The sequence below is a fragment of the Brumimicrobium glaciale genome, from assembly GCF_004152935.1.
Lineage (GTDB): Bacteria > Bacteroidota > Bacteroidia > Flavobacteriales_D > Crocinitomicaceae > Brumimicrobium > Brumimicrobium glaciale.
In genome coordinates this window covers 603,653-627,632 of the sequence record NZ_SETE01000003.1, presented here as the reverse complement: position 1 = coordinate 627,632, position 23,980 = coordinate 603,653, and the positions used below count along the sequence as shown (strand labels likewise).

The window sequence follows — 23,980 nt, the reverse complement described above, 5'->3', positions numbered from 1 at the left end:
GTAATTTACCATTGATTTGGATTGGAGCTCTTAACCATTTACGTATTAAACGCATGGTTATCGGGCATTTTACCTTTTGATAAAGTAGGTTTAGAAGTAAGCAATGGTCTACTTCATCAAAGAATGTTTTCAAGTCAATGTCTACGATAAACGTAAAACCCTCATGGATATGTTCCAACGCTTTACCAACTGCTTGGCGTGCGTTTTTGTTGGGTCTAAATCCGTAGCTATTAACGCTGAATTCACTCTCATAATGTGGCATCAGAACTTGTGATACCGCTTGTTGCAACATTCTATCTGTTACTGTTGGTATTCCTAAAAGTCGTGTTTTACCATTTCCTTTGGGAATCTTTACTCCAAGAATGGGTTGAGCAAGGTATTCCATCTCCATTATGGAAGAATAAAACTGTGTTTTTCCTTTCCGAAAACTTTCGGTCAGTTCATTAACACTCATTCTGTCCACTCCTGCACTACCTTTATTAGCAATTACTTGCTTCAAGGCTCGTTGCACATTGTGAGGATGTAATACTCGTTCTATCATTCTTTTACTTTTAACCTGTTCCGCTTTCTCAAGGCTATCCCGTTAAACGGCATTCCGTTGAGAATTAGGAACCAAAATACGTTCAGTCCTTCCTTTGGTTGTGAGACCTCCGCTTCATTCATCGGCTCGTATCTCCAAAGTAATATGACCTCTGCTGACTTCTCCGTTTTGCCAACTCGTGACTTCGGAGACCTCCCTCGGTAAGGTAAATGTCCTTCCGTCTAACCCTGCGGAATCTACATAGCTGTACTTTTGTATTCGTTGGACTTCGCAATGATGTGCTTACTCATCCATACAACTATGCCTCTTATCCCGTTCCTGTTCGTCAGTTCAGACTTTTGTAGTCTCGCTTACTTCACTGCATGGATCGCTCCAAACCAGCTTGCGACTTACTAATGTTTCCAGGCGTTACCCCAGCACATGAGAGACTTACACTCTCTGGACTTTCTCACAACAAGTTGTGAGAATTTATTTATATTTACCATTCAAGGCACACACATGGCATATAACAAATAGGGCATTTCACGGGTTTCCGAAAGTTTATTACCTTTAACTAACACCGCCAAATCGTTGATTTGGCTAATTGAATAAAAATAAAAACAAACACAACGCTTTGGCTCAGTGGGTACTTGGAAGTTAATCTGTATCTTTCTGCCCTACTTGCCATATACCCAAACGTTACCAAACATTATGAAACTCATAAAACTCTTTATAATTCTATTTCTATTCATCTCTTGCGGTTATCAAGGCACGAACGTTAGTATTGAGCAAGAAACTGGATGGCAGAAACGATATGATACTTATTATGAAGTTGGCTCGGAAACTCCGTATTCGGGAATTTATATAAGTAAATCAAAAAATGATAATGTAACTGTTCAGTTTAAAAACGGAAAAATGGATGGAGACTTTCTCCGATTAAATAATAATGGAGATACTACAGAATATCGCCTTTACAAGAATGGACATAAAACAATTCAAATAGATTTTGGATATAAAAATGGTCAGAGACAATGGCGAGAAACAAACAATGAGAAGAAAGTAACTATCAATGATGAACAAATATTTGAAAAAATAAAATCTTTGATTCTCCTAAATGATTACGATAACCTTCAATCTTTTTTAAATTCTTACAATAACTATAAAACTGAATTCAGAATTTTAACAAGTCAATTCGGTCGTTTAAATTCTATCGAAATTATTGAAATAACTAATGTATTTGACTCTTATAATAAACGAGAAGATTTGAGAGCTCAAATGATATTCAATTATGAGGACATTAAACTCAGGACTTCATTACTAATTATAAAAGACTCAACTGGAAACCTGATAGGACAAGGGTTTGGAATTAAACCAGTTTCTAACGAATTAATACCTGACAATAAAATAACAGAAGTGATCGATATTCTAAAACATAAAGATGTTGATAGATTTTTATCAATTAAACACATTGATGAAAAACATAGACATGAAATAAAAGAATACTTAAATGATTTTGGGACGATATCATCAACATATCAATTCCTTAACACAGATTTTCTTTTGGGTGCAGAAATGATCTATCTAAAAAACTACTTGGTTGATATCGATGGAAAAAAACAAATTCTTACTCTTAGATATACCGCTATAACCAAAAATAATTTAGACTTGAGACTTTTCTATATAGCACCTCAGAGGAGTCCATTTAAAGTAATGCACTTTTAAATACGTTTGGTAACACAGCCTTTAACGGTCAGCCTGTGCAACCCTTCGATTTTTACATTAATGTATATCTAAAAGTTTGTATCTTCGTTAAACATTTAGCAAACAGACCGCCGCAAAGCCCCAAACGTTAGCTACAATTTTGAATACCGACAGTAATGAAGATAAATTTGAAATCAATATTTGGAATTAAACCGAAATCGACAGACAAATCATCAGTCGACAAGGACGAAATTGAATATGACAAGTACGTTGACTTTTACTATACAAACTTGATAAATTCGTTAATTCTTTTTTCGCTGACATCAAAAGAGTTGGAGAAACTCTCTGGACCCGTTTTTAATCCAATGACTGAACTCGAAGCTGAAATTGACTATGCTTTTACGCCGGTTTGTTTTGACATGGTTTTTCGTAATGAAATTATAAATAAATCTTTTAAAAACGAATTGCTATCATTTAAAAAATGGATAGACGACATTCCTTCTGAAATTTGGGAATGGGAATTAATTGACAATCATGAGATTTGGGTTGTAACAAGGCAAAAAGCAAATACTCTACTTGAAAAACTTGGCGTAACAAGTCGGGTTTACAATGACGACTATACAACCGTTTATGACAAAGAGGGAAACATAGTCAAAAAAGGGAAAAAACTTTAGCTAACACAGGTTTTGCGTCAGCCTGTAAAAACCTCCGATTTTTACATTAATGTATATCTAAATGTTTGTATCTTCGATAAAACATTTAAAAAACAGGCCGCCGCAAAGGCTCGAACGTTATCACACAATTAGAAAAATGATAAAGATTAAAAACATATTGTCTTCTATTTTTGTCGCTTCCATTTTATTTGGTTGCGGAGAATTCGAACCAAATGTTGATTTCGCTGAGCCAATTAAAGGTCGGACAATCAATTTGTCTAATAAAGTTGGCGAATCTTTCCAAATAGTTAGGGGAAATGACACTATTAAATATTCCTTATATTTCGACAAATCAACTGATTACAATTATTTAGTTAAATCGGACACAGACACAGTATTTATTGGAACAGTAACAAAGAGAAATGAACTTTTCCTACTTAATCGACCTCTCAAAAATGAGAAATTCGCCATTCACGCTCTACTATTCACTGACTCAACTGTTACAGGACTTGAAACTGAATGGCTACAATCAAGCATTATTAAAAGTAGACTTGATAGCGGTCAGTATGTAAAACTGATTGCTGACACAGTTGGAGTAAATACCATTCAAGCAAAGAAAAAAGATGGAAAAGAAATATTTAGATTTGTTATTGAACAACTTGAGCCTGAAAAGTTGATTTCATACGAACTTGATTATTCTGAAAAGGACACCCTAATTCCTAAATCAGAGAATCAAATAATGACAGAAATAGTATTGATTAAAAAAGTATATCCAAACCCATTCACTGACAATATAACAATCGAATTATCTGAAAAAGCACCTTACATTTTTAAAGTATTTGATATAAATGGGAAACATATCAAGACATCAAAACTGAATACCGATAATATGAAAATGGAATTACCAAACTTGAAATCAGGTTATTATATATTGAAAATATTGTCCTTAAATTCTGAATTATTAGATGAAATAAAACTCGTGAAAAAATAAAAAAGTGGGTAACACAGCCTTTGACGGTCAGCCTGTAAAAACCTTCGATTTTTACATTCATGCAAATCTAAATGTTTGTATCTTCGAGTTAACATTTAGCAAACAGACAGCACGCAAATCTTAAAACCCTTATCAAATCAAAAACCCTAAAAAATCAAATCTATTCTCCTATCAAATACAATCCCAACCGAATTTTCCAATAAGGCATTTTTTCCTCAAAAAATTCAAAATAAGGTTTTAGTCCTTCTTCCTCTGGGAATTTTAGTTTGGCTTGTTTAATGGCATTAATTTCATTTTCCGAAATGTATTTTTCTACATCAATATTTTCTCCTTCTTGGTGTTTCTTCATCAGATGTCCATAAATAGTATCTTCTTTTAGATTGCGCTGCAAAGCTATTTCTGAGATAGACAACCCTTTTTCAAAAAGCATATATGTTTGATCTTGAGTGGGTACTTTTTGATTTTGTTTATTCTTATTGTCTTCTTCCAGATGTGTTTTAATCGCAGTTAAAAAGCGTTCGCCATATTTAGATTTTTTCGCTTCTCCAACACCGCTAACTTGCATAAATTCAACATTATTTTTTGGTAGAATCACTTCCATATCTTTGAGCGCTGCATCACTAAAAACAATATAAGCAGGCACATTTTCTTCTGTAGCTATTTGTTGTCTCAGTGTTCTTAGTTTTTCAAATAAACCATAAGATTTGGTGGCTGCAACACGTGCTTTTTTAGTCCTTTCTTCTTTAGGTTTTTGTTTTGCTAGCTTCACTTGTTCGTCCTCAAAAAGAACTTTCTTTGCCAAAGGAGTGAGTAACAAACGTCCATTTTCATGAAAACGAATCTCTAAAATCCCTTGGTTAATCATTTGAATAATATATTGTTGCAACTCTATCCAAGAAACATCGCTTGCTTGTCCGTAAGTTTTTATATTTTGATAACTCTTATTAAAAACAGCAGAAGTTTTTGCTCCTCTTAAAACATCTACGACCATACCCAAAGCTTCATTTTCTTTTAGTCTTGCAACAGCTGAACAAACTTTTTTAGCCAAGATAGTTCCATCAAAATATTTAGGAGGGGTTTTACAAATATCGCAATTGCCGCAATCTTCAGAAATATATTCACCAAAATAACCCAGCAAGACCATTCTTCTGCAACTTAAAGCTTCAGAAAACTGTTGCATCCGCTCTAATTTCGCCAATTGAAACTTTTCGGTAGGTGTGTCTTTTAGAAATTGACGCAATTGAATAACATCAGCAAAACTGTAGAACAAAAGTGTATGCGCTGGTAAACCATCCCGTCCGCTTCGTCCAATTTCTTGATAATAACTTTCTATATTTTTGGGCATATTATAATGAATTACCCAACGCACATTGCTTTTGTCAATTCCCATTCCGAACGCTATTGTCGCCACGATAATCGGTGTTCTATCATTCACAAAATCATCCTGTATTTGATTGCGTTCCGCAGTTTGTATTCCCGCATGGTAAGCTTGTGCTTTATATCCCTTGTCTATTAATTTTTTCGCAACAGTTTCAGTTCCTTTTCGACTTAAACAATAAATTATTCCACTTTCATCTGGTTTCGATTCTAAAAATTCCAAGATTTGCTTCAATCTGTCTTGTCCTGGACGAACTTCGAGGTAAAGATTTTTTCGGTCAAAAGAAGACACATGCTTTTTTGCATTTGGAATATTCAATTGATTGAGAATATCATCCTGTGTTGCATGGTCTGCCGTTGCAGTAAATCCAAGAATAGGTGATGCTGGAAACAATGCTTTCAGCGTTCCTAATTCTGTATATGCAGGTCTGAAATCGTGTCCCCAAGAAGATATACAATGTGCTTCATCAATAGCGATGAGACTTATTGTTATTTTGCTAAAGTAAGACTGAATAATCGGTAAGGTTTCAGGGGAAATGTACAATAGTTTTATTTCTCCTTTGACTAATTCAGACAGCACTTTTTCTCGCTCGCTTTGTTCTTGGGTGCTGTTATAAAATTCGGCAGCAATACCATTTGCTTTTAAGGCATCTACTTGATCTTTCATCAATGCGATTAAGGGCGAAATTACAATTGCTGTTCCTTCCAATAAAAGAGCAGGTAATTGAAAACACAAAGACTTTCCTCCTCCCGTCGGCATAATAGCTAAGAGGTCTTTTTTGGCAAGAATATCATCAATTATTTTTTCTTGATTAAGACGAAAACTGTCATAACCAAAATAGGACTTTAAATGCGATAGGATTTTTTCTTTTGTAATCATATTTTCAAATAATGTTTAATGGTAAATTATTAATGTTTAACGAGCGTTGGTTATAATTATTAATGTAATCGGTTTGATATTGAATTTCTAGTGTGTCGAAATTGAGGTTGTTTTTTCTAAAAAAAACGTCCAGCGCAAACGCGTTAATCATTACACCTTAAACATTAATAATTAAAAAAGTCTAGCGCAAACCCTTTAATGTGTTCTGATTATCAAAGATGCAATCGCAATGAAAATCTATTTGGTCATTAATTATTTACTTTCGATTGTTATCGGATGTAAACGTTTAAATTCGAATATAATGATTAATTATTAACTGTTTGACAATTGGAATTTTAACGCAGTAGAGATTGAGATTAATTTTTCTAAAAAAAAGCATCTAGCGCAAGGCGTTAATCAATTAAACATTAAAAAAAGTCCAGCGCAAACACGTTAACCATCCGATCCCTATCGGATAAACATTAAACATTAATAATTAAAAAGCGTCCAGCGAGAAATCCCGTTAATCATTAAACCTTAATAATTAAAAAAAAATCCAGCGCAAACACGTTAATAATTACACTTAATCATTAAACATTATTTAAAAACTTACTTTTGTGGCAATTCCAAAAAATAGTTTGGCATAAATTATGAAATGAGAATTCAAAATTATCACTATGAAAAAGATTTTACTCACATCGGCACTATTAATCTTTGTCCTTTTCCAAGGATACGCGCAAAGATTCGATTACGAAAATACTTCTAAAATATTCTTCGGATTAAACATTGGTAGCGTTTGGCATACATCAGATGTTGAAAATGCAAAAAACCGTTTCCCATTAGGCGCAGGTCTAGTATTTGGAGGTTCTATCAATCAAAACTACGGTAATGCAGTATCTTTTGATATCCGCTTTAGGTATTTAGGTGGGACTTGGTATGGAAAAGACAGTGATACTACTAGCACTATTCAAAATAACTATGCCGTAAAACCACTGTATGATACTTTGGGATATACTGTTCAAAATTTTAGAGCAGCCCAACATCGATTTGCTTTAGAGCTTTCTATGCATGCCAATCGATTCAAAGAAAGAACAGGATTTGATCCTTATATTTTTGGTGGAATTGGATTTACTGCTTCTACAACAAAAGGAGATCTATTAAAAAGTACTGGCGGAGTTGATGAGCAAGGAATTTATCCTTACGATCAAACACAAAACGGAAGTATTATTGATGAAAAATATGAAACACTTTTAGACATTAATAAAGCCGGAGACGCATATACAAAAGATGCTTTTGATGTTAAAGTACTCCCAAGTCTTGGAGTTGGAATAGGTTATTATTTCAACAATAGATTCTCTATGGGAATTGAGCACAAAACAACTTTCGTGATGGATGACTATTTTGATGGAACAACGGTAAATCAAGATGGCCAATCAAGTAAATTATTTGAAAACGATCTTTATCATTATACAAGTATCTATTTCAAATGGTACCTCCGTGGCAGTAAAAATACGTATACTAATCCAAGAGGTGATACACCTGTTGATCCACAGCCTCAAAACCCAGATATTGATCCAGTTCGAAGAGATAAACCAATTGTAGATTTTTCAAATCCGCAAAACACACCGCATAGAACGAACGTACCCACTTTTGATTTAAGAGCAAATGTGAGAAATGTAAGCAGTGCAGATTGGATTACTTTCACTCAAAATCAAAACAGATCTACTTCATTTAATTTTAACCCGCAATCGAATGTTTTTCAAGCCAATGTAAGATTGGTTCCTGGTTTAAACACTTTCTTTATTAAAGGAGAAAATCAATTTGGAAAAGCTAGAGATTTGGTAGAGATTTATTATGATGTGGAAGTGCGTGAAAATCCACCAATAGTTAAGATCACAAATCCTTCTGCAAATCCATACATCATAAATCAGTTAACGTATAATTTGAAAGCGGACATTAGAAATATCAAAGCTAGAAATCAAATTACAGTAACTTTTAATGGACAAAATGTATCGAACTTTAATTTCAGTGAAACAGGAAGTAATAATTTTTCTATTCCATTAAATTTAAGAGGTGGAACAAACACGATAAGAATTGAAGCAAGAAATAATTTTGGAATGGACAGCGATGAAACGGTCATTATTTATGAGCGCGAAAATATTGGAAATACAGGTTTTCCACCAGTGGTAAACATCCTAATTCCGAATGCTAATCCTTATACGACAAGTCAATTGAATGAAAATATTGTTGCTAAAGTGGAAAATATTATCGCTAAGCAAAATATTGAAGTGCGTATTAATGGCGTTCAGACATCTAGCTTTTCTTTTAACAATACGAATGGTCGTGTTCAATTTAATGCTGGACTAAACGCTGGAACAAATACAATTCGAATAAGTGCCAACAATGAATTTGGAAATGCTTTTGATGAAACACAAATAATTTATCGCCGCGGAGAACAAGGAAATAACTTGCCTCCAATTGTGGATATTATCACACCAAGCTCAAGTCCATACACAACTGTTCAAGCTTTTGAAAACATAACTGCAAGCATCAACAACATTGAAAGCAAACAACAAGTTGAAGTACGTGTAAATGGTGTTTTGACTAATAATTATGCTTTTAATCGTTTACAAAACAGCACAACGCACCAAGTTCAATTCAATGCGGTTTTAAACTTAGGAAGCAATACAATTAGAATTAGTGCAAGCAATAACTTTGGAAATGATTTTGATGAAACGCAAATAATTTACAGAAAGAAAGTGGAATCAACTCCTCCAACTGTTCAAATTGTAACGCCAAATGTGAATCCGTTCACAACCAATCAAGCAAGTGAAACAGTTATTGCCAATACTAATTTCATAACTACAAAACAACAAGTTGAAGTGCGCGTGAATGGTGTTCAAACAAATAATTTTACTTTCTATAATGGAACAAAACAAGTTCAGTTAACAGCTGGATTAAATGTGGGAACAAATACAATTCGCATAAGTGTAAATAATACTTTTGGAAATGATTTTGATGAAACACAAATAATTTACAGAAAGAAAGTGGAATCAACTCCTCCAACTGTTCTAATCATTACGCCAAATGTGAATCCGTTCACAACCAATCAAGCAAGTGAAACGATTGTTGCAAATACTAATTTCGTAACTACAAAACAACAAGTTGGAGTGCTCGTGAATGGTGTTCAAACAAATAATTTTACTTTCTATAATGGAACAATTCAGTTAACAGCGGGATTAAATGCGGGATCAAATACAATTCGCATAAGTGTAAATAACCCTTTCGGAAATGATTTTGATGAAACTCAGATTATTTATAGCAATGGTGGAACTCAAACTGGAAAAATTCCAACAGTTGATATTCTTACGCCAAGTGTGAATCCATTTACAACAACGCAAATAAGCGAGAACATTGTTGCTCATGTAGATAACATCAACAGCGTCCAACAAATTGAAGTGCTAATTAACGGAGTTTCAACCAATAGTTTTATACTTGAAGCGGTAACGAGTAATGTACTTTTCAGCGCTGGACTAAATCCAGGAACGAATACTGTTCGTGTGTTAGCGACCAATAATTATGGAAATGCTTTTGATGAAACGATAATCATCTACAGAAAAAAGGCAGATCCGAAACCTCCTGTAGTGACTTTTATGTCTCCTTCAGCTGGTCAAAAATCAGTTATTCTAGCTGAATTTAAAATGATTGCACAGGTTGAAAACATTAGCTCTAAAAATGATGTCGAAGTGTTTTTCAATGGAACGGTTGTAAATCCAAATGATTATAACTTCAATACGCAATTAAAAACTGTAAATTATTTAAGCAATCTGAAATTTGGAATTAACACCTTTATTGTAAAAGCAACAAACACTGACGGAAATCATCAAGCTACAGGAAAGATTGAAAGAGGACGAAAAATAATTGAAGAAGCAGAACCTTGCATCAAACCCGTAATGCGCAACACTGCACCAAAAAATGAATTCACTAAATTGGTGAAGAATCAATTCATTGTCCGTGGTTATTTGGAAAACATCAATAAATACAACCAAATTGAGGTTTTCATTAACGGAAGCAAGATGGATGGATATACATTTAATGAAACATCAAAATCTTTTACGCATCCAATAAAACTGTATGAAGCTAAAAGTATTTATCTCATTAAATTAACTAATGAATGTGGAACAACAGAGAAACAATTTATTTTCATGTATGAATCTGTTGAAATTTGTGGAGTGGACATAGAAATGATTAATGCAAGTTCTGAATTTTGTTTAATTACACCAACAGGAACTGTTTTAAGCGGTGATTTAATTTCAAATCAAAACTTTAGTTATAAAGGGAAAGCTTCTTCTTTATATTTTAAAGCAAATAAAAACGGTAAAGCAATTGTTAATGGTAAAACATACAATTTAGTGAATGGAAACTATTATCATTTTGCTGGAATTATAACAGTTGACATCTCAAAAAACAAATCTGGATCTAATGGAAAATGGAATGTTTGTGTAGAATCAGTTAGAACACCATTATCTGGAAAAGGAAGCACTAAACCACAGAATCCATGTGCTAAACCTGAGATTACCAAACCAGAAATTGTTAAGCCAAGACCCAATGTTAGAGAAAAACCTGAGACAGGAAAACCTAATTTTGAGAAACCAAATACCAGAAGCAAACCAAACACTAGGCAAAAACCGACTATAAATACAGAAGGTTCTGAAGGAGGAGCGACCACTCCAAATACAGAAAACAATAAAATAGTAGTCCCTAGGAGGAGAGGAGCAATTTAGTAATTATAAACTGAACCACTATGGACTGAAAGTACCATAGGTTCATTTGAAAATAAAATTCTATATCTAGCGAAATGTTTTAGACGTTAGATTTTTAGACGTTAGACAAAAGACAAAAAGTCTAAAATCTAACATCCAAAATCTATTGTTTGGTTTAAAAATATTTAGAAGCTAAAGAGAGATGCACTAAGATGAATAGTTTTAACTATTTCTGAGACCAATAAATCCTTCAATTGGAAATTAAGAGATCCTAACAGGTCTCTTTTTTATTTGTTAAAAATTTTCATATATTCGTACTCAAATTTTAAATTTATTAACATCGCCTAAAGCTATATTTGCTTGCCATGCAACCTTATTTTGAGCAATAGCGTCTAAACTAAAAATATACATTATGTTAAAAAAAATCATTATGTTTTTCCTTATTTCTGTAACCTTCTATGGTTATTCACAGGAAAACCACGACAAGCGACTACTTGAAAGATATTCTAACGAAGAATTAACAAGTCTGCAAAACAACAATCCTGAAGAATATGAAATCATTGTCCATGCTTTAAAAGTGGGGATTTCTATTGGTGATATACAAGAAGGAAAGGGAAAAGAGATTATTTACAACGGAGAAATCGACAAGGACCCAAATCTAGAGCATACTTATATTAGTTTGGGCTTAGAATTGAAAGATAATGCTTACCAATATTATAAGTTCAAAGGAACAAATAAAATGGTAATTGTTCGTCCAAAGAATTTAATCACTCAAATCAAGTAAAGATGAAAACAATATATACTCTTTTAATCCTATTATTGTCCACAACTTTAACGTTTGGACAATTTAATATTACAGGTCCTAATTACCCACCAGCCAATCCAGTAAACTGTGCAACCACCAATGATATTACTGCGGTAAACTTTTTTGATGATGGAGGCGCAGGAGCAAATTACGCACCTGGCCAAAATAATGTTGTAACCATATGTCCACAAACCGGCAGTGGAACACCAAAGATTCAAGGTTCATTTGGAGGTACAGGCTTCCCTTGGGATGTTCACGCAAGTGATACATTAATTGTTTATGATGGGCCTAATATCAACTCTCCTGTTCTTGGAAAATACAATAACGCTAATGCACCAACAGGTTTTGGAGCAGTGGCTTCATGGAGCAATACTTCGGGTTGTTTAACTTTTCAATTTAAAACTGATGGTGCAAATCAAGCAGCTGGATGGCAAGCAAATATTTCTTGCGTCTCACCACCTCAAGATATGATATTACACATTGAAGGGTTTATAAACACCTCTTCAACAAACGATTTATTCCCTCTAGATACTGGATATGTGGATATTTGTCAAGGTGACTCTGTTCTATTTGTAGCAAAACCAATTTTTCCATATTCTGGAGCTGGATATTCTCAAACCCTAACTAACGTGACATATTTATGGGAGTTTAGTGATGGAACAGTAGGTCCAGATAACGATAGTGTTTGGTATGTTCCCAACGGAGAAAATGGAATTTTTGTTGGATTAAACATTACAGATTTATTCCCACACAATGCATCTATGAGTGCGAAAGTTAGAATTAGTACTACTCCTATTTTTAATACATCTGGACCTATGGAAGATTCTGTCTGTTTTGGTTTAACGACAGAACTTACAGGAGGAGTAACAAACACTGATACTTCAGGTGTGAATATTCCACCAAATAGCTTCCAATTAGGAGGTAACTTTGCAGGATTAACATTCTTACCCGATGGATCCAATAATGAATACACAACAGACATTAACATGAGCGGGTTCCCTCCAGGATCTGTTGTAACAACATCAGCAGACGTTCAACAAATGTGTGTGACTATGGAGCACAGTTTTTTAGGTGATTTAGAAATGTGGTTGGAATGTCCTAACGGAACAGAGGTACTTATATTTAATTCTTACGCTGCTGGTGGAGTATATCCTGGCGGTTTTGGAGGAGGAGGTACTTATCTTGGAGAACCGCAAGATTTTGGAACTGGCCCAGGTAATGGATATGAATACTGTTTCTCCTCTGTAAATAATAACTGGGGAACATTTGCGACTGACTATCAAGCAAATGAAATCCCTACTCCACCAGGTGCACCATCACCAGGTACTACTGTAGATCCTAATGGGATTTATGCTCCAGAGGCATCATTTGCTGGATTTGCTGGTTGTCCTTTAAACGGTGCTTGGACGCTTCACGTTTTAGACAGCTGGGGTGGTGATGATGGATATATTTTCGAATGGGGGATTTACTTTGAACCATCTTTATATCCAAATAACGAAACTTATCAAAATTCAATTGTAGATGCATTCTGGACACCAGATCCAACAATGGTTTCTAATCCTGCTAATGATACAGTTGTTTTCGTTGAACCTCCAGGAATTGGTGATTACTTATATACTTTTAATGCAACTGATGATTTCGGTTGTTCTTACGATACAACTTTAACTTTGCATGTATTGGATACTATAATTAATGTAACAACTTTTGATAAATCATTAGTTTGTAAGACAGACAGTGTTATGTTAAGAGCTAAGGCTACAGGAACTGTTTCTCCTTTTGATTTTGCTTGGCAAGGTGGACAAGGAACTGATTCAGTTATGGCTGATACAGCTTATTACAATGCACAAACCAACGGCGTGTTTAATTACTTGGTTACTGTAACAGATGGTTGTGGTTTCTCTGTAGAGGATACCGTCGTCTTAACAATGAATCAAACCTTAAATATAGACAGCTTGATTCAATATATTGCCGACTGTGGTATGGATAATGGAGCCGTCTCAGGAATGGGTAGCGGATTTACAGGAACTCCAAAATATAAATGGAAAGGACCTGGAACAACACAAGACAGTATTACTGCTTCGGTTTGGGCAAACAAACCAACAGGATGGTATTACTTTACAATTAAAGATAATGTTTGTATTGTTAAAGACAGTATATTCTTAGAGCAGAATCCGCCTCCAGTAGCAGACTTCACAGCGACTCCAAATCAAGGTGCGTCGCCACTTTATGTAACTTTCGTTAACAATTCTGATCCTGGAACAACTTATGATTGGGATTTCGGAAATGGTACAGGAAATACTGTTAATGATTTAAGCGATCAAAATTCAACTTATGTGGATGAAGGTGTCTACACAGCAACTCTTGAAATTACTGAAGGAGCTTGTACTGATGAAACAACAAGAGAAATTAAGGTTTTCTTGCCTATGACTTTTGATGAACCAAATGTATTTACACCAAATGGTGATGGAGAAAACGATTTATTTACTATCAATGCAGAGTATGCACTTTCAGTAGAAATCGTTATCGTTAACAGATGGGGTAATGTTGTATTCGAAAGTACAGACATTAATTTTGCTTGGAATGGTAAGGTGAATAACTCTGGAGCTGATTGTTCTGACGGAACTTATTTCTACCAATTTAAAGTTGTTGGAAGTGGAGATCAAGCCGCAGAAAAACAAGGATTTATTCAGTTAGTAAGCGGAAAATAAGATTTAAAACAAATCATTTAAAATATAAAACGAGGAGCACAATTTGCTCCTCGTTTTTCTTTGGATTTAATTATTTACTACATTTAGTAAAAATCAATACTATGGAAAACAATAAGGTAACTTTTCAATTTATCAGTGAGCCTTCAGATGTAAATTTTGGAGGAAAAGTGCATGGTGGAGCGGTTATGAAATGGATTGACCAAACAGCCTATACTTGTGCAAGAACCTATTCCTGAACTTATTGCGTGACCGTTTATGTTGGAGGAATTCGGTTTATAAAACCAGTTAGTATTGGAGATATAGTAAAGGTGGATGCAACCGTTATTCATACGGGTAACACAAGTATTCATATCGCAGTGGATGTGTTTTCTCGCCATATTGCGGACCCTGAATATAAAAAGACCACACATTGCGTAATTGTATTTGTTTCAGTTGATCAAAATGGAAAACCACAACATGTAAAACCTTGGATTCCTAAAACTGAAGTGGAGAAGAAGTTTTGTGAATACGCTCAGACTTTGACGAAATTAAGAGATTCTATTTCAAAGGAAATGAAACCGTTTTTTTAAGAATGGGGTTATAATATGATTTGGGGGCTTCTGGATGATTTAAAAATTTAAATAAAATGCCTGTCGCGATCTTTACCAGTAAATTCATTATTTTAGTGTTATTTCCGATAAAATAGTTATACGCTGTAATGGCACGCGGATGACACTGATACTTCGGCGGGCTCAGCAGAACTGCAAGCAACGCGGATACTCACGGATTTTTCACTTATGGTGAATTCGGATAAACGCGGATTGCTTTGGTCCGTAATAGTAACTATTTCCTTACCATTAAATAATATCATATCTAATTTCTTAAGAGAACCTAGTGTGCTGTTAAAGAATTAAATTGTAATTCTAGACTTACTGGTAAAGTATCCGATAAGCATTTTAAATAATACTGATTTTTTTAAATTATACGAGCGTATTTTCATACGTTTTCAAATCATAAATACTTATTCCCTATGGATTAACGCGGACGTATTACCATACTTCACTACGGATCAATACAATTTAATTTATTAAAATCAAATGATAACTGAAAGCTTTAATTGGAATACTAACTACCATATCCCGTACAATTCCTTTTTTCAAAAGATTAAACTCCTCTTCTGATGAAAAAACATAATTTTTCCAATCATTATTTTTGAATGATTTGTTGATTGGATATTTCCAATGATAAAAGGCGATAGCTTGATGGTAACTGAGCAGTGAGACGATATTGTAATTCTTATTTTTTATTGAAATTATGGGAAGCATAACATCGATTGTATCCAAATCATATAAATCATCTTTTTTTGAATTGTAGTAATCCGCTGAATAATCGTCATTAGAAAAGTTCGAACTTTGCCTTTTAGCATCCATTTCAATCAAAATATGAGGTATTCCAGCCATAATCAATCCATCATTGAATGTTTCAATTAAGTTTTCAACTTCAGAATTATTCTTTTTAATACGAGAAGTATAATTTAGATTACGATAATATCTATTGCGGATTCTGTCTAAAGAATAAGGTTCACCATGAATTTGACTGAAATAGAAATAATCGAAAGCATACTTTTTGTCATCTAAATACCGAAAAGCTTCTTTAATATCATAAAGGTTAAAATACAAATATTCCCTCAATAAGGAATCTTCAACATATTCCAAAAAGGATTGATATTCGTTATTTAAAATCTCCCATTGTCCTATTAAATCTTCCTTTTTAATAGCATAATCGATATTCAAATTCTTTTCGATTGGTTCAATTTTGACTTTTGAATCAATTCCATTTGATTTTAAAAGAGTCGTTAATCTATTCTTTTCCCAGCTTAAATAACCATCAATATTTTGATTTGATAAACCTACCGCTGGATTGTTCGTATTAAAATCCAAATATCTTTTTGCAATAACATTTATCACGTCATTTGGATGTAGGGAATTTTCAGCGATTATCCAATGATTTAAAAGAGTGGAATAAATATTCTGAGATTCGGGAGACCGATAAAATAAACTTCTATCATCAAAAGTGTAAGGAGCATATTGCAGATACCTTTTCCAAAAAGGAACTATGATAGGAAATAAAAGAGGTTCGAGAAGCTTGTTTTGATATAAAACTTCTTTTAACTTTTCATCACTTCGATTAAGACTGTATTCATTTCTCAACTTTTTTCGCTCTGATCCATTTGTGGTTTTTCTTTGTTGATTTGTTAGCTTCAAATAATCAAGCGCATCAGTATCTTTTTCTATGTTCAAAAATATAAGCTCAAATGCTACTGAATCACGGACATCTTTTTGGTATTTTTGATAATCTTTGACTGAAATAAAGTCTTTCTTTTGAAATTCAAAACCTCTTTCATTTGATTGAATATTGTAATCAGTTCCAAAAACAGATTTTAAAACATCCAGTGTTTGTCCATGAGAGAAGCAAACGGTGTGACTCAAAATAATAAGTAGCGTTATGATTTTCATTATTCTATTTAAATTAATTTCAAGTGTCAAGATCAATTCTAAGGACGCTGATTGTAACGGTAATTTATGATGAAAGTTACATTATAACTGATCCACAATCTCCGTGTAAAAATCTATCAGCGCCTTTACAGCTCCTATTTTATCATTTAGTTGTAAATGGTATTCTGTATTTATACATTGAGCTCCTACAATTCTTTCGACTTTAATGGTGGGTTCGAAAAGATTCTCTTTGGCTATTTGTTCCATTCCTGATTTGATTAACTCTTCTTGCAAATAGTTTTTAAATTGGCTATTGCTACAAGCTATATCAAAATAATTTTTCCTTCTGGAAAACAGGTTTTTCCAGTGATTGCGTGCAGTAATTTCAAATTCAGGAATAAACCCTTTTTTGATTTTCATTTTTACAGTAGCCACATTACTTGTTCCATATTCGTTAAACACCACAATGTGATGATTTTTATAAGGAACAGTGACTGTAAATTTACTGACTGTGATAAACACCCCAGTTCCAATGACTTTAACCTTGGATTCCTGATGCTGTAATTGCGCACCTTTGAAAGATTCTGTTAGTACTTTGTATTGGTCAATCACAATTACTTTGGTTTTTTGATGTTTATTTTACGAAAGCTAAATTGCAACATCAGTCTATTTTCGTATAATTAAAGTTATGAATATTTCGTTTACTACAAAAGAGGAATCCAAAAAAACCAAAGAGGAGCGATTTTTAGCTTTAACTCCTTCGGAAAGGCTAATGGAATTTATCAACTCTATGTCCTATTTTGAGCAATTTCACTCCAAGTATGTGAGGAAAAAAATGGTAATTTCGTAATTGTTTTAAATCAGAACAAAGATGGAGGACTGGAGTAATAGTATTTTAAAATTCTACGAATTAGCACAAAAAGAAGAGCTTAGAAAGACCTCTTGGACATCCATGGGTTACAACGATTAAAAACAAAAGAATAGGCCAAGGATTAAACCTAACTACTTCCTTTTATTCCATTTAAACTTTCTGTTATTCACCATAATAAATCTAACATTAACAAATAGCTGATTGGTCTCAGTGAATATTTTTGATGGTGTTAAAAACATATATCCCGCTCTGATGTGAAGTCCAAAAAGTTTATAACCGATAACTGGAGAAATACCATAACGTTCTGCTTTAAAATTGGACCGCAGCGCCACATCAAATCCATAAGTTAAATCTAAACGACTTGGTTTGTGGAAATAGCCTGCATTGAAACCTAAAGCATTATTTGGAATGTTATACTCTAGTCCAGCATGCAATCCGTGTGTTTTTGGTTTTCTGAAATTAATGTCTTTGTATTGAAATTCCATTCCAATTTCTCCAACAGTATAAAGTCCTCTTTGAAGTCCGATATATGGTCCCATTTTTCTAACGCTTGGTTCCAGTAGCGGTTTCTTATCTGATCTTTGAGCGGAAACAGGGACGCTTAAAATCATTAAGCCAAGCAATATTAATAGATGAAATGTTCTTTTCAATTTTGTAATTCATTCGTTTTCAAAGAATCCTTGTACTGCTCTTTTAGCATTTTCAAATCTTCAATTGATAATCCTAAACTATCTGCATTTCTTTTGAGTTCCTGAATATCGTCTAAATTCATATCGTATTCATCAAAAAGTTTGTCATTTACGCTATTCTTAAGCCAAATCGTACTTTCTTCAATGGCTGGAATCGTAGCAGATGCTGTTAATTTTACCGGATTATATAAATATGACTCTTCCTTTACATCAAGTGGAATAAAGCTTCCTCTTTCGTCATAAGTTTCAATGAGTATAATCAAAATAGATAACGTGTAAAGCATTTTGATTACACCAAAAAACAGACCTAAAATTTTATTGACTGGGCTAAGATTAACGACTTTCAGCATGCGTTCGATCATTTTTCCAGCAAAGTAAACCATTGCTCCAACAGCTAAAAAGGTCAAAGTAAATGCTACCACAGGCAAATATCTTCCTTCAATATTGATTTTATCTTTGATTAAGTTTGATGTCCAATCAGAAAAATGAATGCCGGCATAAATCCCAACCAATAAAGCCAGTAAAGTAAAAACCTCAATGATTAATCCTTTCCTAAACCCTATCCAAGCGGCATAAAGCAAAGGCACTACAATGACAATATCAACAAAATTCATAACGCTAATTTACAATACATTAAAATAACTGTAAACCTTACTTTAAAATGTTGCTAACAATAGACCTTTGATTCGTTCTGTTTTACCTTGACTCTAGACTTTTTTTTAGATATTTATTAAAAATTGAACAGCTCCAAACTATAAGCATTTTAGGTTTAAAAGAGTATAAAATACTATTACTATCCAAATATCTAGATGTTAGCTGTAAATATAGTTAGAAACAAAAGCTAATTGCACTAAAGCGTATAGCTTTAACTAATTATGAGCCCTATAAATATTCAGTAAAAACCAAAAAATCAGAACGTTCTTACTATTCGATATTTGTAAAAACCTGCTGGATATCGTCATCATCTTCAATTTTATCCAACAACTTCTCAATTTCTAAAGTTTCGTCTTCATCTAAATGAATTGGTGCGGTTGAAAATCTCTTTAAGCCAGATGTTGAAACTTCGATATTCTTTTCCTCCAATGCAGTTTGTAGCGTTCCAAAGCTGGTATAGTCACCATAAATTGTGATTAAACCCTCTTCATCTTGCTCAATTTCGGCTAATCCAGCATCAATAAATTCTAATTCAAGTTCTTCGATATCTAATCCCTCAGATTTTTCAATTTCGAAAACAGCCTTACGGTCAAACATAAATTCAATTGAACCATTTGGAACAATTTGTCCGCCCGCTTTATTGAAATATGATTTCACATTGGCAACCGTTCTGGTTGTATTGTCTGTAGCACATTCAACATACATCAAAACTCCATGTGGTGCTTTTCCTTCATAATTAACCAACTCATAGTTTTCAACATCTTTCGATTGTGCCCTTTTGATTGCTTTTTCTATATTGTCCTTAGGAACGTTTTTAGCTTTAGCATTTTGAATTGCTGAACGTAAAGTGGAATTCATGGCAGGATCCTCCCCACCTTCTTTAGCCGCCATTGTAATTACCTTCAATAATTTTGGAAATAATTTTGACATTGCACCACTTCTTTTCTCTTTAGATGCTCTTCTTACCTCAAATGCTCTACCCATAATATTGATTCATTTATACAAACCAAATGTAACATTTTTAAGGCTCCATATGAAATACTTTGGGTAATCAATTTTAATCATTCGAAAAATTAATAGTTCTACTAAGAATTTAACTGTAACCTACACAAGTTGTATTTTAAGGTATTTATCAAAATTATCATTTAATCTTTTCAATCGAGAACATAGCGGACTGTATTTCAATTATTTAGTCCAGGAGCGACGGCATATTAACAGCCAAGGACGTAAATCCTTGGTTCAAAACAATTAGTTATAGTACAAAACCAAAAAAAATCATATAGCACAATCTTTCAACTTATAATTATTCGTTGATTTTAATAGATCATTCGCTGTGATTCGATAAAAAATGAATGAAATCAAATCTAAAAAAGTTAATAAATACCCTTTAACAATGCTAGTTTTAGGAAAGTTGTTAACATATTCTTTTATATATCAACAAGTTAGAATAATAACCTAGAGAAATATGTTAACAATTAAAATGGCAAGAACTTTTTAAGACCTTAATAACTACCTAACAGCGAGTTACATAGTTATCAACAATTATTTATCTACTTTTTAACAATGAAAATTAGCTTTATATTAAACTATTATAGTACCTTGTAAGTGAACAAAAAGAGTTTAATAATGCTTGAATTAAGTAAAAACATACTAACGAAAGTTAGTTTTGATAGACAATTATTTCAAAAAGAACTAGAAAAATCTATCAAATGGATTAGCAAATCCGAAGATCTACATTCTTTAAAAGAATGGTGTATGATCGAGTTTGGTCATCTATACCCTTCAGTGTTAAAAACAGTATTTTATAAGAAATAATCAAAAAAGGAGCTTCATAGCTCCTTTTTAATTTTAATAAATACACTCATTTAATACTAGAATAAATCACCTTGTGAAGTACTTGGCTTCTTACCTAGATGTTCATAAGCTTTTGCTGTCACCTTTCTCCCCCTTTGTGTTCTCACTAGGAATCCTTCTTGAATTAAAAATGGTTCATAAACTTCTTCAATTGTTCCGGCATTTTCCCCTACTGCTGTAGCTAAAGTTGTTATTCCAACAGGTCCTCCACTAAATTTATCAATTAATGCAGAAAGCAATCGATTGTCCATTTCATCCAATCCATTTTGATCTACATTTAATGCCGTTAAAGCAATGTTTGTAATTTCAATATTGATTGTTCCATCCCCTTTAATTTGTGCGAAATCTCTAACACGTCGCAATAATGCATTGGCAATTCTAGGTGTACCTCTACTTCTGCTTGCAATTTCAAAAGCCGCCTCATGAGAAATTGGTATATTCAATAAATCAGAAGAACGATTCACGATTGTTGTGAGTGTTTTAGCGTTGTAATATTGTAAACGGGCATTGATCCCAAAACGAGCTCTCAATGGAGCGGTAAGCAACCCTGAACGTGTTGTAGCACCAATCAGGGTGAATGGATTCAAAGCTATTTGTACTGTTCTTGCATTTGGACCAGAATCGATCATAATGTCAATCACGAAGTCTTCCATTGCAGAATATAAATACTCCTCAATAACTGGCGATAATCTATGAATTTCATCAATAAATAGCACATCGCCCTCTTCTAGATTAGTCAATAATCCAGCTAAATCACCTGGTTTATCAAGAACAGGACCTGAAGTTACTTTAAATCCAACTGCTAATTCGTTAGCAATAATATTGGCCAACGTTGTTTTACCTAGACCCGGAGGTCCATGCAATAAAACGTGATCCAAAGGCTCATTTCGTTGTTTTGTCGCTTGAACAAAAATCTGGAGGTTTTCTACAATTTTCTTTTGTCCTGTAAAATCCTCTAAAGTTTTTGGCCGCAATACACGATCAAATTCAGAATCGGGGTTTACGCTCTCTACTTTATAATCAAAATCCTCTTCTTCCACGTTGTTTTTTTGTTGTTATACTATCCGACTTGAATCGGAATTATAAAGGTAATCATACCTGCTTTAAATCAATACCTAAAATTTGAGTATGTATTCAAACATTCCCAAGGCGTTAAGTAATAAACTAAGATATTAACCACATCAGCAGCAATACTCAAATATAGGAAAAGCCCAGCACATTAAATGTACTGGGCTTCCAAAATATTATATAATCAGATTAATGTTCTACTTCACCCGGTTTCAATGGTACAGTTTGAGGAATGAAATCCTCATCTGCGCCAGGCTTAGAATAATCATAAGGCCAACGGTGAACTTCTGGTAAATCTCCAGGCCAGTTTCCATGTCCAGGCATTGCAGTTGGAGTTGTCCACTCTAATGTATTTGATCTCCAAGGATTCAATGGTGCTTTAGGACCTCTAAAAATACTATAGAAGAAGTTAAAGAAGAAGAAACATTGACCAAATGCACCAATAATAGCGAAAACAGTAATGATGATATTCAAATCCAATATCATTTCTCCTGCAGTAGGATTAAATGTATCAAATATTGAGTTATCGTAATATCTTCTTGGAGCTCCACCAAGTCCAACAAAGTGCATAGGCAAGAAAACACCGTAACCACTCACTATTGTGGTCCAGAAATGGGCATATCCTAATCTATTGTTCATCATTTTCCCATACATTTTAGGGAACCAATGGTAAACACCAGCAAACATTCCAAATATTGCTGACAGTCCCATTACTACGTGGAAGTGAGCAACAACAAAATAAGTATCATGTACTTGAATATCTAATGCTGAATCGGCAAGAATAATACCCGTAACCCCTCCAGAAATAAATGTAGATACCAATCCAATTGCGAACAACATTGCCGGAGTGAATATAATTGAACCTCTCCATAAAGTTGTTAAGTAGTTAAATACTTTTACAGCAGAAGGAATTGCAATCAATAGGGTTGTAAATACAAAGACACTTCCTAAGAAAGGATCCATTCCAGACACAAACATGTGGTGAGCCCATACAATAAATGAGAGGAAACCAATTGCTAATAATGACCCAATCATGGCGCGGTAACCAAAAATAGGTTTTCGTGAATTGGTTGATATAACTTCTGATGAAATACCTAGTGCTGGTAAAAGTACAATGTAAACCTCAGGGTGTCCTAAGAACCAGAATAGGTGTTGATAAAGAATTGGCGAACCACCAACATTATCTAACATTTCTCCACCGATAATAATATCACTAAGGTAGAATGAAGTACCCATTACTCTATCCATAAACAACAACAATGCTGCTGATAGTAAAACTGGAAACGAAAGTACACCAACAATTGCAGTAACTAAAAACGCCCAAATTGTAAGTGGCATTCTTGTCATTTTCATTCCTTTAGTTCTAAGGTTTACAATCGTAGAGATGTAATTTAGAGAACCAATTAATGAAGACGCAATAAATATTGTTAATGAAATCAACCAAAGTGTCATTCCTAATCCGGAGCCTGAAACGGCTTGCGGCAGGGCTGAAAGCGGAGGGTAAACTGTCCATCCGGACATTGCTGGTCCTGACTCTACAAATAAGGAAGCCAACATAATTATTGATGAAATACAGAATAACCAGAAAGACATAAGGTTAATAAAACCAGAAGCCATATCTCGCGCACCAATCTGTAGTGGAATCAAGACATTAGAGAAAGTACCACTTAATCCACCTGTTAATACAAAGAAAACCATTATGGTTCCGTGAATTGTTACAAGTCCAAGGTACATGTCTTGGTTCAAAATTCCTTCTGGAGCCCAACGGTCACCAAGGAACATATTTAAAAAATCCGATGATTCACCAGGCCATGCTAGTTGTATTCTAAAAAATACAGACAACATCATTCCTACTACACCCATAAATATTGCAGCAAGCAAAAATTGCTTACCAATCATTTTATGGTCGTAGCTAAAGATATACTTTGATACAAAGCTCTCTTCGTGGTGATCGTGTTCGTGAATTGCTTCTTGAGCTGCAGCTGCCATGTTA

The 23,980-nt window shown here is 33.8% G+C and carries 17 protein-coding genes; 8 read left to right on the top strand and 9 right to left on the bottom strand.

From position 1 onward, the window contains the following. On the bottom strand, positions 1 to 541 hold a 541-nt coding region (locus ERX46_RS09870; protein WP_242494562.1), incomplete at its 3' end, for a reverse transcriptase domain-containing protein. A 690-nt stretch (positions 542 to 1,231) separates the two neighbouring features. Between ERX46_RS09870 and ERX46_RS09865 the strand changes: the two genes are divergently transcribed. The 3 genes from ERX46_RS09865 to ERX46_RS09855 all read left to right on the top strand — a co-directional run bounded on the left by ERX46_RS09865 (position 1,232) and on the right by ERX46_RS09855 (position 3,865). After that, complete coding sequence (locus ERX46_RS09865) at positions 1,232 to 2,242, top strand: hypothetical protein (RefSeq protein WP_130093689.1); 1,011 nt, start codon at positions 1,232 to 1,234, stop codon at positions 2,240 to 2,242. Positions 2,243 to 2,397: 155 nt separating this feature from the next. Next, positions 2,398 to 2,895, top strand: coding sequence for a hypothetical protein (locus ERX46_RS09860; protein WP_207214151.1), 498 nt, complete (start codon positions 2,398 to 2,400; stop codon positions 2,893 to 2,895). 136 nt (positions 2,896 to 3,031) lie between these two features. Then, positions 3,032 to 3,865, top strand: a complete 834-nt coding sequence (locus tag ERX46_RS09855) for a T9SS type A sorting domain-containing protein (protein WP_165366205.1) — start codon at positions 3,032 to 3,034, stop codon at positions 3,863 to 3,865. A gap of 160 nt (positions 3,866 to 4,025) precedes the next feature. On the opposite strand, the gene recQ is transcribed toward ERX46_RS09855, so the two are convergent. Further along, positions 4,026 to 6,122: a DNA helicase RecQ gene (gene recQ, locus ERX46_RS09850; protein ID WP_130093687.1), complete on the bottom strand. Its 2,097-nt coding sequence runs from the start codon at positions 6,120 to 6,122 to the stop codon at positions 4,026 to 4,028. 656 nt (positions 6,123 to 6,778) lie between these two features. On the opposite strand from recQ, the gene ERX46_RS09845 reads away from it, so the two are divergent. The 5 genes from ERX46_RS09845 to ERX46_RS09830 all read left to right on the top strand — a co-directional run bounded on the left by ERX46_RS09845 (position 6,779) and on the right by ERX46_RS09830 (position 14,946). Then, positions 6,779 to 10,885, top strand: coding sequence for a hypothetical protein (locus ERX46_RS09845; RefSeq protein ID WP_130093686.1), 4,107 nt, complete (start codon positions 6,779 to 6,781; stop codon positions 10,883 to 10,885). Between the two features lie 391 nt (positions 10,886 to 11,276). Further along, complete coding sequence (locus ERX46_RS09840; protein WP_130093685.1) at positions 11,277 to 11,648, top strand: hypothetical protein; 372 nt, start codon at positions 11,277 to 11,279, stop codon at positions 11,646 to 11,648. A gap of 2 nt (positions 11,649 to 11,650) precedes the next feature. Next, entirely contained in the window at positions 11,651 to 14,377 is a 2,727-nt protein-coding gene (locus tag ERX46_RS09835; RefSeq protein WP_130093684.1) for a T9SS type B sorting domain-containing protein, read from the top strand. A 101-nt stretch (positions 14,378 to 14,478) separates the two neighbouring features. Further along, positions 14,479 to 14,613, top strand: coding sequence for a hypothetical protein (locus tag ERX46_RS17785; protein WP_262708088.1), 135 nt, complete (start codon positions 14,479 to 14,481; stop codon positions 14,611 to 14,613). A gap of 9 nt (positions 14,614 to 14,622) precedes the next feature. Beyond that, positions 14,623 to 14,946 (top strand): acyl-CoA thioesterase, encoded by a 324-nt coding sequence (locus tag ERX46_RS09830; RefSeq protein ID WP_242494561.1) that lies wholly within the window; start codon positions 14,623 to 14,625, stop codon positions 14,944 to 14,946. Between the two features lie 489 nt (positions 14,947 to 15,435). Here the strand turns inward: ERX46_RS09830 and ERX46_RS09825 are convergent, their stop codons facing one another. The 7 genes from ERX46_RS09825 to ERX46_RS09790 form a co-directional block, all read right to left on the bottom strand. Further along, positions 15,436 to 16,872: a hypothetical protein gene (locus ERX46_RS09825; protein WP_130093683.1), complete on the bottom strand. Its 1,437-nt coding sequence runs from the start codon at positions 16,870 to 16,872 to the stop codon at positions 15,436 to 15,438. A gap of 81 nt (positions 16,873 to 16,953) precedes the next feature. Beyond that, on the bottom strand, positions 16,954 to 17,463 hold the full coding sequence (locus ERX46_RS09820) for a hypothetical protein (RefSeq protein ID WP_130093682.1): 510 nt from the start codon (positions 17,461 to 17,463) through the stop codon (positions 16,954 to 16,956). A 390-nt stretch (positions 17,464 to 17,853) separates the two neighbouring features. After that, complete coding sequence (locus ERX46_RS09815) at positions 17,854 to 18,333, bottom strand: hypothetical protein (protein ID WP_130093681.1); 480 nt, start codon at positions 18,331 to 18,333, stop codon at positions 17,854 to 17,856. A 35-nt stretch (positions 18,334 to 18,368) separates the two neighbouring features. Next, positions 18,369 to 19,025 carry a CvpA family protein gene (locus ERX46_RS09810; RefSeq protein WP_130093680.1) on the bottom strand — a complete coding sequence of 219 codons (657 nt, stop codon included), beginning with the start codon at positions 19,023 to 19,025 and terminating at the stop codon, positions 18,369 to 18,371. 310 nt (positions 19,026 to 19,335) lie between these two features. Next, positions 19,336 to 20,049 (bottom strand): YebC/PmpR family DNA-binding transcriptional regulator, encoded by a 714-nt coding sequence (locus ERX46_RS09805; protein WP_130093679.1) that lies wholly within the window; start codon positions 20,047 to 20,049, stop codon positions 19,336 to 19,338. Positions 20,050 to 20,936: 887 nt separating this feature from the next. Further along, a complete protein-coding gene (gene ruvB, locus ERX46_RS09795) occupies positions 20,937 to 21,959 on the bottom strand; it encodes a Holliday junction branch migration DNA helicase RuvB (protein WP_130093677.1) in 1,023 nt (340 codons plus the stop codon). A 217-nt stretch (positions 21,960 to 22,176) separates the two neighbouring features. Next, the gene (locus tag ERX46_RS09790; protein WP_130093676.1) at positions 22,177 to 23,976 is read right to left on the bottom strand and encodes a cytochrome c oxidase subunit I; all 1,800 of its coding nucleotides are present in this window, start codon (positions 23,974 to 23,976) and stop codon (positions 22,177 to 22,179) included. Between the last annotated feature and the right edge of the window lie 4 nt (positions 23,977 to 23,980).

Bases quoted from the DNA above. Each gene is read 5' to 3' on its own strand.
- recQ (WP_130093687.1), bottom strand. From the start codon at position 6,122: ATGATTACAAAAGAAAAAATCCTATCGCATTTAAAGTCCTATTTTGGT.
- ERX46_RS09825 (WP_130093683.1), bottom strand. From the start codon at position 16,872: ATGAAAATCATAACGCTACTTATTATTTTGAGTCACACCGTTTGCTTC.
- ERX46_RS09840 (WP_130093685.1), top strand. From the start codon at position 11,277: ATGTTAAAAAAAATCATTATGTTTTTCCTTATTTCTGTAACCTTCTAT.
- ERX46_RS09860 (WP_207214151.1), top strand. From the start codon at position 2,398: ATGAAGATAAATTTGAAATCAATATTTGGAATTAAACCGAAATCGACA.
- ERX46_RS09845 (WP_130093686.1), top strand. From the start codon at position 6,779: ATGAAAAAGATTTTACTCACATCGGCACTATTAATCTTTGTCCTTTTC.
- ERX46_RS09835 (WP_130093684.1), top strand. From the start codon at position 11,651: ATGAAAACAATATATACTCTTTTAATCCTATTATTGTCCACAACTTTA.
- ERX46_RS09805 (WP_130093679.1), bottom strand. From the start codon at position 20,049: ATGGGTAGAGCATTTGAGGTAAGAAGAGCATCTAAAGAGAAAAGAAGT.
- ERX46_RS09810 (WP_130093680.1), bottom strand. From the start codon at position 19,025: ATGAATTTTGTTGATATTGTCATTGTAGTGCCTTTGCTTTATGCCGCT.
- ERX46_RS09815 (WP_130093681.1), bottom strand. From the start codon at position 18,333: ATGATTTTAAGCGTCCCTGTTTCCGCTCAAAGATCAGATAAGAAACCG.
- ERX46_RS09790 (WP_130093676.1), bottom strand. From the start codon at position 23,976: ATGGCAGCTGCAGCTCAAGAAGCAATTCACGAACACGATCACCACGAA.
- ERX46_RS09855 (WP_165366205.1), top strand. From the start codon at position 3,032: ATGATAAAGATTAAAAACATATTGTCTTCTATTTTTGTCGCTTCCATT.
- ERX46_RS09865 (WP_130093689.1), top strand. From the start codon at position 1,232: ATGAAACTCATAAAACTCTTTATAATTCTATTTCTATTCATCTCTTGC.
- ERX46_RS17785 (WP_262708088.1), top strand. From the start codon at position 14,479: ATGGAAAACAATAAGGTAACTTTTCAATTTATCAGTGAGCCTTCAGAT.